The following is an 11,379-nucleotide window of genomic DNA, read 5'->3' as shown; positions in this document are numbered from 1 at the left end:
CTTCTTTCATTTATCATTTATTTGCTATATTATATAATCTTAAATTTCTATTTGATTTTGCATGTAATATAGCCTGTATTATATATATATTAGCCTAATATAGTTCCTACTTCTATAGGATAACCCCTAAGAAATGCTTCGCAGGACAGACGCTTTTTTCCCTCTAATTGAAGTTCACGAATAAGTAAAGCATCCTTTCCAGTCATAACTACAAATGAATCTTTATTAACTGCTACCACCTGACCGTATAATGCATCTGAGCTATACTCTATCACCTGAGCCTCCCAAAGCTTTAGAGTCTTTCCATTAAGTTTAGTGTATGCACTGGGCCATGGATTAAGTCCCCGAATCATCCGCTCAATCTTAATAGCAGGCTGTGAAAAATCAATCAAACCCATCTCCTTATTAAGCATACCCACATATGTGGCCTCAGAATCATCTTGAGGAACTCTCTTGGTAGTTCCATCCCTTAACTGTTCTAAAACTTTCACCAATAAATCTGCACCAAGTTTAGCCAATTTATCATGAAGACTTCCGCCGGTTTCATCCTGGGAAATCGGTATTTTCTCTTGCAAAATCATATCCCCTGTATCCAGCTTTACATCCATATGCATAATGGTAACACCGGTTTCTTCATCACCGTTTAAGATGGCTGCTTGTATTGGAGCTGCCCCACGATATTTAGGAAGTAAGGAGGCATGAACATTAATACAGCCATAGGGGGGTATATCCAAAAGTTCTTTGGGCAAAATCTGTCCAAAGGCAGCTACTACGATAACCTCCGGCTTAAGATTGCGAACAGTTTCTATAAATTCAGGTTCTTTTACTTTAATAGGCTGATATACAGGTAAATTATATTTCAGAGCTGTTTCTTTTACTGCAGGAAAGCTGATTTTTGCTCCTCTTCCCTTTACCTTATCCGGTTGGGTAACTACCCCCACCAGCTCATGACCTTGGTCTATAATTGCTTCTAGGGTACTGACCGCAAAATCCGGTGTTCCCATAAACAATACTTTCATTTATATAGTCCCCTTCTTTCAAAGTTTATCAATCTAGCAATATACAAAACAATTTATGGCTTTATTATGGTTATTATTTTCATTAATTATATCGAAAAGCTTATTATAAAATCTACATTTTCATGGTTTTTTAAGAAAAGTTTAACCTTTATATCACTAAATAATATCTTTTATCACTATATTTATATCATTACTCCTCATCTACTTCTTCGGTATCATATACACTTCTAAGCCCGTCTTGTACCTTTTCTGAATATAAAATTCCGTCAAGATGATCAATTTCATGGCATAATGCCCTTGCAAGAAGCTCAGTTCCTTCTATAATAAACTCCTTCATATCCCTGTCATAGGCTTTTACCTTCACATAATTAGGTCGTTCGACAGTTCCCACCTTGCCGGGTATACTAAGACAGCCCTCATCCCCTATCTGACAGCCCTCTGTCTCAATAATTTCAGGGTTGATTAGGATAATAGGATTATCCCTTTCTTCAGATACATCAATAACCACAACCCTTTTTAAGACACCAATTTGAGGAGCCGCAAGACCAACACCTTCTGCATCATACATGGTATCTAGCATATCATCGATTAGTACCTGTAACCTTTGATCTACTTTCTTTACTTCCCTACTTACCTTTGTAAGTATGTCATCACCAATTTCTCTTATTTTTCTTATTGCCATCATAAACCTTCCTTTCATTATTAAAAAACTGCAAACCCTAATATACACTCATAGGGTTAAAATCAAATTGATAAGTACAGTCTTGGAAATGCTTAGAGCTACTAAAGCATAACTCAAGATAATTTTTTAAAGCTACAAGTAAATTATAATCCTCATCCTTAATATATATAACCCTGCGGTAAATATCCTTAGCTTTTGCTATGGTTGCAGGAGCAGGACCTATCACTTTAAAAGAGTGCTGATTTTGATTTGAATATTCTTTTAAAACTTCTCCTGCATAGACAATAGCTTTATCAACCTTTTCTTCATCCTTTGAGCTAACAAGAAGTAATAGAATATTAGCCGCCGGAGGATACTGCATAAGTTGTCTATATAACATTTCCTGCTCATAAAATTCCTGGTAATTTCCTTCTGCTGCCGTAGTAATACTATAATGATCAGGATTGTATGTTTGAATAACAACCTCTCCGGGTATAGCATCCCTTCCTGCCCTTCCGGCTGCTTGGGATAGAAGTTGGAAGGTTCTTTCAGCCGCTCTAAAATCTCCTGCATAAAGAGATAAATCAGCAGCAATAATTCCCACCAAAGATACTAGGGGAAAATCATGTCCCTTAACAATCATCTGGGTTCCCACCAAAATATCTGCCTTATGTTCTGCAAAGGCTTCCAGTATCTTTTGATGTCCCCCTTTATTTTTTGTGGTATCCGTATCCATCCTAAGCACTCTGGCTTCTGGAAACTCCCGTCTTACCATTTCCTCAACCTTTTGGGTTCCTGTACCAAAGCTGGCAATATATTTTGACCCACAAGCAGGACATATCTTTGGCATTGCTTCTTCATATCCACAGTAATGACAAAGAAGCTTGCCCTGTATATGATAGGTCAAAGATATATCACAGTGGTTACATTTCATTACATGGCCACAGCTTCTGCATGATACAAAACCTGAAAATCCCCGGCGATTTATAAAGAGCATAATCTGCTCCTTCTTTTCTAATCTATCCATTATCAATTCTTTTAGCTTCCTGCTAAAAATCGATCTGTTCTTTTCTTTTAACTCTTCTCGCAAATCTACAATCCAAATCTTGGGCAAAGCTGCTTCCTTTGCCCTCTTAGTCAAGCTAAAAAGCTTATACTCGCCGGAAATTCCCTTCTGATAAGATTCTAAAGATGGTGTGGCAGAACCAAGGATTACAAAGGCATTATTAAGCTCAGCTCTTTTTCTTGCTACCATAGTAGCATGATATTTTGGTGTAATTTCACTTTTGTAACTTCCTTCATGCTCTTCATCAATTATTATCAGTCCTAGATTTTTAAAAGGGGTAAACAAGGCAGATCTAGGACCGATAATTATATCTATTTCACCATTTTTAGCCCTTAGGCTTTGATCGTATCGTTCTCCATCTGACATTCTGGAATTTAAGATAGAAACCCGATCTCCAAATCTGTCATAAAATCGGTTAACAGTCTGATAAGTTAGGGCAATCTCAGGAATTAAAACAATTACCTGCCTGCCCCTTGCTATTACCTGAGATATAATTTCCATATAAACCTCGGTCTTACCGCTGCCGGTAACCCCATGGATTAAATAAGTATAACGATAGCCTTCATTATAATCCTTAATAATACAATCGGCAATATACCTTTGTTCTTCATTAAGGATTACCAGTTCCTTAGAAACATTTTTCTGCTCAATAGGATTACGGTAAAGTTGTTTGCTTTCTATTTTAATCAGCTGATTTTCTTCAAACCACTTTAATACAGGTCTGCTGATTTTCAACTTATCTATAGCTTCATTATAATCTAGTATATTGTTCTTTAACAAGGCTTCAAGTAACCTTACCCTTGCCACATTGTTTTTTTTGCTTTGTTCCTGATAAATTTCATATAGCTCATCATATGGCTTTATCAGTACAATCCGTCTTTTTTCCTTTATTTTTACTGCCTTTTTTACCGGTATAACAGTTTTTAGGGCATCGTTCATTGTTCCGCCGAAAGTTTCCTTCATCCAATAGGCAAGATAAATTAAATGACTTTCAATTACCGGGGCATCTTTTACCACCTGGTATATGGGCTTAATCTTTTCAATACTGATTTTTGGCTTATGGGACAAGCCTACTATATATCCATTAATCGTACGATTACCATTTCCAAAGGGAACTACTACTAAAGCTCCTATGACAGCTAAAGATAAGTACTGCTTTGGAATAGCATACTGATATGTCTTGTCCAAATCCTCATGGGATATATCAATTATTATATCTGCAAATTTTTGATAAGACATAGCAGTCCTCCTTCGTACAATTAAATACTATTCTATCTGTTACCAAAGTAAGCTTCTTTTACCAGTTCCCTATCATCCATGTGGTATTTTACGCCCTTAATTTCCTGATAATCCTCATGACCCTTTCCGGCAATTATAATAACATCACCTTCCATGGCATTATCAATACAATACTTGATAGCTTCTCTTCTATCAGTTATTGTAACATATTTGCCCGGCCCTTTTTTAACTCCGGTAACAATATCCTTAATAATATCTTCCGGCTCTTCAAATCTAGGATTATCTGAGGTTACGACTGTAAGGTCTGCCAGATTAGATGAAATCTCACCCATAAGGAATCTTCTATCCTTAGAACGGTTCCCTCCACAACCAAAGACACAGACTAACCGCTTAGGATTATATTCTCTTATGGTAGTAAGCAGACTCTTTAAGCTCATGGCATTATGGGCATAATCTATCATCACTGAATAATTACCGGGTAAGGGAACCAATTCCACCCTACCCCTAACCTTAATTTTCTTTAAGGCTTTAACAATATCATCTTCACTTACATTAAAATGCCTGCATATAGCTATGGCACATAAAGAATTTAATACATTAAACTTACCCGGGATATCAATGGCAACATCAAAATTCATAAGACCATTAACTTTATAAGCAACTCCTAAATATCCGGGCTTGTGAACCAGTTCAACATTAGCGGCATATATATCTGCATTTTCAGAAAATCCGAAAGTCTCCACCTTACAGGTATGATCTTTTAGAATATCCTTAGCATATTTATCATCTATATTAATAAGGCCTATCTTACACTGCCTAAACAACTTGCTTTTACAGTTAAGATAGTCGTTAAAGTCCTTATGTTCATTAGCCCCTATATGGTCATATCCTAAATTAGTAAACACACCAAAGTCAAAGGTAAATCCATCCATCCTATTTTGCATTAACCCTTGGGAGGAAGCCTCCATAACTACGCACTTAATACCTTTATCCACCATCTTGGCAAAGGTTTCTTGAATAATGTAGGATTCCGGAGTTGTATTATTAGCAGGAATAATCTCATCACCAATAATAGTCTCAATAGTACCTATTAAGCCTGTCTTAATTCCCGTATTTTCCAAGATTGACTTAATCATATAGGCTGTGGTGGTCTTGCCCTTGGTACCTGTAATACCGATTGTAATAAGCTTCTTTGCAGGATGGTCAAAGTATGCGGCTGACATATAAGCCAGGACCCTCCTGCTATTATCAACTCTTATAACCGTAACATTTTTAGGCAAGTTAACATCCTTGGAGATAACTATGGCTGCTGCACCTTTTTCTACTACGTCCGGAATATAATCATGGCCATCGGCTACGGCACCTTCAATACATACAAAAACAGAACCTTTCTTAACCTTTCTAGAATCATACACTAAATCTGTGACCAAAATATGTGCATCCCCCTGCAGACAAGTGTATTCTAATTTTTCCAATAATTCATTCAAATACATAAATTATCCTCCTATGGTTTTTACTTTATTATACTCTCAATATTTACATAATCTGTTGCATTTTCTGTTAAGCTTATTGCAAATAATGCTTTTTTTGATGAATCTATATGTATAGGATATTTTTCTTTATACTAAATATATCTGTCTTATAAAAATATATTTAAAATCCGGTCAAACCATGAGGACATATATCAACAATCATAATTAATTATAGGCTAAAATAGATTTTTGTAAAGAAAAATAAATTAAGCCGCAGCTTTAACAATACTAATTCAGTATTATAAAGCTCCAGCCTAATTTTTTTTAAAAGTTATATATTATAGGTAACCCTCTTCTACTGCTTCTAAAAACTCATCAGCTTCACCGTTAAATTCTTCAAATACTTACATTATTCTCCTTCCCATTTCTAAAGAAATATCACAATCAATAATTTATTCGTTTAGATACCCTGATATGTGGTGAATACTATATCTAATTTAGAATTCAAATAATTAACATCAGATAAAAATTCTTCATCAAACATAAGTGCCGGAAAATTGTCTTCATTTATGCTTATGAAAAACCTATAAATAGCCTCACCATCATACTTTTCGATAGCATGTTTTATGTTATCCAAATGATTGTGAGTTAGACTTAGTAACGCATTTTGAGCATCCACTACATCATAGCTTTCAATTTCATCTGATTGAATCTCCAAAAATCCACTATTATGCATCCTATTAATAGGATTTAAATTGCTGCTAGATATTCTTTTTGAAACAGATGGAAGTAGCTGTACTAGTTCATTAATATTCTCAATGTCGAAATCTTTCTCAAAATATAATATGAGTTTTGCAATTATTCTAGGCTTCATAGCACACCTCACTTTTCTTAAATATGTTTGAAGTTAACCGATCATATCAGAATATTAGCTTAAATATACTTTCTGTATAAATCCGTGGATAATATTCTACAGTTATAGGTATCTATAAAGTCTATAATAAAGCGAATTATACTGCCAAAATTATATTCTTATATATTTTTATATCACAACATAATATAGCATTTTATTCCTATATTCTGCGTCATTTGACATTTTAAGTCAAGTATCAATTGTAACCCTTTTTAGCATATTATAGCACTTTTTTGCAATTATTCTGTATTATTTTAATATTGGTTGGTAATAAAGAACACGGACACTGTACCAACAATAATGCACCATATCCGTGTCTGTATTTTCAATACTTCATTTACATCTCTTTTGTTTGTTTATCTATCCATGCTAAATATGCTTTACTTCCACTTTCTACATCAACAAACAAGATTTCAGCTGTCTCATAAGGATGAATTTCTATGAGTTTCTTCTCCAACTGAGGATATAATTCTTTTTTAGTCTTAAGTAAAACTAATAGCTCATCTTCATGACAAAGTTATCCTTCCATGTATAGTGACTTTTTATCTTAATTTCCTGTACACATGCTGCTAGTTTACTAGTTAAAATTTCTGATATTATAGGCTTTGCCTGCTCTTCGTTTTCAAATGTTGTTAGTACGATTCCATATTTGCTCATCTATATACCACCTTTATAATTTATAATCCATTTACAAGTATCAGCTAGCATTTGTATTTTAGTGCAGTTTTTAAATGCATATTACCATATTATTACTTGTACTTCAACGAATTTAAGAAAGATAGGGTCAAATTATTGGAGGATATAAATTAATATAAACTCCTAGCTCAATAACAAGTAACAATTTAATTCTACATAATCCTTTCCTTAGTGCATTGTCGATTTGTAACTTATTTTGTAGAAGTTCATAAGATAATATCAACACTATTTATGTTTCTTTTAATTTTATCATTTATAAGAAGGAGATGGTAGGTATGAATTTAAAATATATAAAAAACAAATATAAACTTAAACTATCCATAACATCAAAAAAATCTGGCAAGGATAACTCATCAATAAGAGCTGAAATAGTCGATTATGCTCTAAAATTTAAAGGTAACCCTTATGTAAGAGGAGGAACTAGCTTAATCATCATCTTTTACATAACCAACTAAATTAATAAAATTAGTATCACAAAACTCCTTAAAGTATTCCATTAAATCGTAATATTGAGCCGGTATAACAGTTAGTTTAATAGGCTTTTTATTTTTTATATTTATAATAATCTGATGCATGGAGCTTTTTCTATCTCTATCTACAAATACTTTAAACTGTATTTTATTAATCTGGACGGCTGATACTGTAGTATTGATATTTTTAAATAAGGAATACCATTGAATTGTAATCTTCTGCTCATCAAAAATTATAATCTGATTTTTATGTACATTAAAAATTATCCCTATGAACATAAGATTAAATACAAGAGCAAAAATCATAAAGCCAATATGAAAATTAGATATGATTAAGCATAGATTAATAAACAGGATGGATAAGATTGAAAGAATTACTGTATTTCTTCTGCTCTTTGGGTATTGTTTATAATAATCATACTTCTTCTGCACTGAATCTCCTCATCTCTTACAATATCCTTTATCTTTGGAATAATAGAGTTGTGTAAGAAAGCCAGATTTCTCTGGCTTCCTTAAGTATGTGTTTGGGGACACATACCCCAATTATTATCTATAGTTTAGCGCAACGAGCAAAAAAATGCAATAATACATATATTCAAAGGATGAATACGGACATAGTGCTAAGATATGCACCATGTCCGTATCAGTTTTTAACAGCAATTATTTGATTTTATCTACATCCAATACCTGCATCTTTTGAATCACGCCGCATTTAGCGCAAAATGTAACTTTTATCATGGATCCATTTGTTATTGTTTTTGCCTTTAGTGATACAACATTAGAACGACTAATTAGCCCTTCTTTCTTATCATTAGAACCACAGTCTTTACAAATAAAACCATTATCCATTATCCTACCTCCTTGATATATAAACTCATAGCAAAAGGCTATATTAATAATTATTAAAATTAAGAACTTCTAATTCATTGGGTTACATCTATTAACTTTCTTTGCCATAGTAAACTAACGATAAATAGTATTGATGCAGTTACGGTAAAAAATATTATTTTATCTTTTGACCAAAAGAAATACGGTAAAATATAGGTACCAAATATATTAAAAATAATATGTATAACAAAACAATAGATCATATTTTTATTCCAATGATAGTATAAGGCTACAATGATGCCCAAAAGAAATGTATATACACATTGTACTCCACTTTTATGAATAAATGCAAAAATTGCACCCTGAATAGTAATTGCTAACCAAGGATTAAAAATGTGCTTAAAAGACCCATAAACTAATCCACGGAATAATAATTCTTCAAAAATCGGTACTATAACTCCTACAGTAATAACAGCTAATATTAGGTTAGATTGTGACATTTCCATTAAGTTTATTTCCTCATTTGGAACCATCCCTTGTTCTAACAAGAATAGCATAATCATGTATAATAATACTGTAACTGAAATACCTGTAATAATCATATGAATGATTTGCTTTATACCGCATTTTTTTAAAGTAATATTCGCAATTTTTCTAATAGTATTATCTTTATAGTATTTATAATAAAAAATAATGCTAGTTAAAATAATAGCAACCAGTGATAATAGCTCCTTCTTCTGTTTCATACTAAAAATTGCTTTTAAAGCAGCCCCTGACAATTCTGTATCATGGGATATATTTTGAAAATATATCACAAAGGTATATATAAATTGAACCCCTGACTGAATTATTATATATATCAACACAGCAAATATAGCTGTTAGAAGTATGCTAAGTTTTCTTTTCATTTAACTCTTTACCCTTCTTTCTAAAAATCACCAAACTCAATAGGTGAAATTATCTTTTGCATGCCCATAATTAATTAAACCTAGGGATTTTATTTCATCTATGGGGTAAGGACTTACTTGTATATATTAGAAAGAATAAATAGCTTGAATCAAATTCAAGCTATTTATTCTTTTCTTCCTTATGCATAGATTAGCCTGCAAGTCCACCAACAAATGCTGATGCAGCAACACCACCACCAACACTTAGCTTCAATAAAGTTGCATCAGCTATAGGAGAAGGTCCATCTACTGCACATCCAGCTAGAGCACAGGCACCTCCTGTAATACCACAAAATGCTCCACAGATAAAGTTACTCCAAGACCATCCATTCATTACATTAATTGGCTTCATACTTTTATCCTCCTTTCTTTTTTTTTATAAATTCTATAAAATTATAGAACTTATATCTGTTTAATCTAATAAATTCAAAACTATTCTCTCCTTATTTACACGATAAGCAAAGTATATTGCTAATAAAAATAAAATACCTGCTCCTCCCATAACAACCTTTAAAATTGTCATATAATGAACGTTATAGTTGGTAAACATTACAGTTATTAATGCCACATATGCTATACTAGATATACCTTGCATAAGCTTTGAGTATGTAAGGCTAACACACCACATAGAGTATCCGTTTATAAAGCAATATGGTATACCTACAAATATCCCAAAAATGACCGGTGCTAAAAACATAGCTACCGATAAAATTAACTTATTATATAAAATGCTCATAATAACCGCTGCTGCCACTGCATCTATTAATCCAATAATAATTCCTAATAAGATTGGAACCACAGACTTTGATAGCATTATAGTAATTGTACCAATCGGCAAGGATAACAATGTTTCTATTGTACGATTACTTTTCTCTTGCCAAAATCTTAAAAGTGCCAACAATCCCATATAGGTACCTGTAACAGAAATGTATATTACCATATTGATTGCCATTGTATCGGTAATACCGACTGTAGTTTTTATTCCTAATAATCTTGCTACTGCTACTATGGTAATGAATACAAATATTGAACATGAGTTTACAATTATTTGCTTTCTCCTATGTTTGGCTGATTTAAGTTCTTTCCAAATAATTGCACTTACTGAGCTGGTCATTCTATTTACTCTCTCCTTTTAACAAATCAAAATATAAATTTTCGATTTTATTCTTTATTTGATATACACTGTCAATATTTAAACCTTGGTTTAGAATATTTCGTATCATCTCGTCCTTTTGATCTGTAGTAATTGTAATGTTTAATTTATTGTCAACTATCTCATAATTTTTTATTTTATAATTAGCGATAAACTCTTTATATATATTTATATAATCACTATCCTTACTACTGATAATGATTACCTCCTGTGTGGCACTGGATATATTTGATATCTTGTCACAATACAAAAGTTTTCTTTTTATAATTGCTACCTTAGTACAAATATCTTCTACATCACTCAAATTATGTGAACTGAAAAATATAGTAGTTTCTTTTGCAATACTTCTAAAAATTTTTTTTATTAAAAACTGTCCATCAGGATCCAAGCCATTGGTAGGCTCGTCCAAAATTAGTATTTCTGGTTTATTTATTAATGCTTTCGCTAGTCCTAATCGCCTTTTCATTCCTTTTGAGAATTCGGATACTAGTTTATCTCCATACTCTTCGATTTGAAACATCTCTAACAAATTGGAGATACGTTTTTTTCTGTCTTTAGCTGAATTATAAATCCTATCATAAAACTCCATATTCTCATTGGCCGTAAGATCTGGATATAGTCCTTCATCATCCAGACAAAAGCCTATTTTTTTTCTTAATTTAGCACTGTTACTATTCATATTGCACATCACAATATTTCCTTCATTAGGTTGTAAGATACCTAACATCATTCTTATAGTTGTTGTCTTACCTGCTCCATTAGGTCCTAAATATCCGAATATATCTCCTTGATCAATAGAAAAAGAGATATCATCTAAAACTATTTTATCATCAAATTTTTTAACTACATTATTAAATCTAATAATTTCACTCAATTTATACGCTCTCCTTAACTAATCTTGTATTAAAAAATAAA

The 11,379-nt window shown here is 32.5% G+C and carries 11 protein-coding genes and 1 pseudogene; all 12 read right to left on the bottom strand.

Annotation, left to right across the window (positions count from 1 at the left end; genetic code table 11):
- Positions 1–89 precede the first annotated feature (89 nt).
- Entirely contained in the window at positions 90–1,019 is a 930-nt protein-coding gene (gene fmt, locus SD1D_RS03980) for a methionyl-tRNA formyltransferase (protein ID WP_058257722.1), read from the bottom strand.
- Between the two features lie 190 nt (positions 1,020–1,209).
- Positions 1,210–1,701, bottom strand: coding sequence for a peptide deformylase (gene def, locus SD1D_RS03975; RefSeq protein ID WP_058257721.1), 492 nt, complete (start codon positions 1,699–1,701; stop codon positions 1,210–1,212).
- Positions 1,702–1,738: 37 nt separating this feature from the next.
- On the bottom strand, positions 1,739–3,985 hold the full coding sequence (gene priA / locus SD1D_RS03970; protein ID WP_058257720.1) for a replication restart helicase PriA: 2,247 nt from the start codon (positions 3,983–3,985) through the stop codon (positions 1,739–1,741).
- A gap of 32 nt (positions 3,986–4,017) precedes the next feature.
- Positions 4,018–5,478 (bottom strand): UDP-N-acetylmuramoyl-L-alanyl-D-glutamate--2,6-diaminopimelate ligase, encoded by a 1,461-nt coding sequence (locus tag SD1D_RS03965; protein ID WP_058257719.1) that lies wholly within the window; start codon positions 5,476–5,478, stop codon positions 4,018–4,020.
- A gap of 439 nt (positions 5,479–5,917) precedes the next feature.
- On the bottom strand, positions 5,918–6,331 hold the full coding sequence (locus tag SD1D_RS03960) for a DUF4279 domain-containing protein (RefSeq protein ID WP_058257718.1): 414 nt from the start codon (positions 6,329–6,331) through the stop codon (positions 5,918–5,920).
- 376 nt (positions 6,332–6,707) lie between these two features.
- Positions 6,708–7,027: pseudogene (gene cutA / locus SD1D_RS12810) on the bottom strand (divalent-cation tolerance protein CutA).
- A 464-nt stretch (positions 7,028–7,491) separates the two neighbouring features.
- Entirely contained in the window at positions 7,492–7,968 is a 477-nt protein-coding gene (locus SD1D_RS03940) for a hypothetical protein (protein WP_058257716.1), read from the bottom strand.
- 228 nt (positions 7,969–8,196) lie between these two features.
- Positions 8,197–8,385 (bottom strand): hypothetical protein, encoded by a 189-nt coding sequence (locus SD1D_RS03935; protein WP_058257715.1) that lies wholly within the window; start codon positions 8,383–8,385, stop codon positions 8,197–8,199.
- A 74-nt stretch (positions 8,386–8,459) separates the two neighbouring features.
- Complete coding sequence (locus SD1D_RS03930; protein WP_058257714.1) at positions 8,460–9,272, bottom strand: CPBP family intramembrane glutamic endopeptidase; 813 nt, start codon at positions 9,270–9,272, stop codon at positions 8,460–8,462.
- A gap of 190 nt (positions 9,273–9,462) precedes the next feature.
- Positions 9,463–9,663 (bottom strand): hypothetical protein, encoded by a 201-nt coding sequence (locus tag SD1D_RS03925; protein ID WP_058257713.1) that lies wholly within the window; start codon positions 9,661–9,663, stop codon positions 9,463–9,465.
- A 60-nt stretch (positions 9,664–9,723) separates the two neighbouring features.
- On the bottom strand, positions 9,724–10,425 hold the full coding sequence (locus tag SD1D_RS03920; protein ID WP_058257712.1) for a hypothetical protein: 702 nt from the start codon (positions 10,423–10,425) through the stop codon (positions 9,724–9,726).
- A gap of 1 nt (position 10,426) precedes the next feature.
- Entirely contained in the window at positions 10,427–11,338 is a 912-nt protein-coding gene (locus tag SD1D_RS03915; protein WP_058257711.1) for an ABC transporter ATP-binding protein, read from the bottom strand.
- Positions 11,339–11,379 lie beyond the last annotated feature (41 nt).

It is taken from the genome of Herbinix luporum (assembly GCF_900070325.1).
In the GTDB taxonomy this organism is placed as follows: Bacteria; Bacillota; Clostridia; order Lachnospirales; family Lachnospiraceae; genus Mobilitalea; species Mobilitalea luporum.
This window is presented reverse-complemented; position numbering and strand designations above follow the sequence as displayed.

Bases quoted from the DNA above. Each gene is read 5' to 3' on its own strand.
- fmt (WP_058257722.1), bottom strand. From the start codon at position 1,019: ATGAAAGTATTGTTTATGGGAACACCGGATTTTGCGGTCAGTACCCTA.
- def (WP_058257721.1), bottom strand. From the start codon at position 1,701: ATGGCAATAAGAAAAATAAGAGAAATTGGTGATGACATACTTACAAAG.
- priA (WP_058257720.1), bottom strand. From the start codon at position 3,985: ATGTCTTATCAAAAATTTGCAGATATAATAATTGATATATCCCATGAG.
- SD1D_RS03965 (WP_058257719.1), bottom strand. From the start codon at position 5,478: ATGTATTTGAATGAATTATTGGAAAAATTAGAATACACTTGTCTGCAG.
- SD1D_RS03960 (WP_058257718.1), bottom strand. From the start codon at position 6,331: ATGAAGCCTAGAATAATTGCAAAACTCATATTATATTTTGAGAAAGAT.
- SD1D_RS03935 (WP_058257715.1), bottom strand. From the start codon at position 8,385: ATGGATAATGGTTTTATTTGTAAAGACTGTGGTTCTAATGATAAGAAA.
- SD1D_RS03930 (WP_058257714.1), bottom strand. From the start codon at position 9,272: ATGAAAAGAAAACTTAGCATACTTCTAACAGCTATATTTGCTGTGTTG.
- SD1D_RS03925 (WP_058257713.1), bottom strand. From the start codon at position 9,663: ATGAAGCCAATTAATGTAATGAATGGATGGTCTTGGAGTAACTTTATC.
- SD1D_RS03920 (WP_058257712.1), bottom strand. From the start codon at position 10,425: ATGACCAGCTCAGTAAGTGCAATTATTTGGAAAGAACTTAAATCAGCC.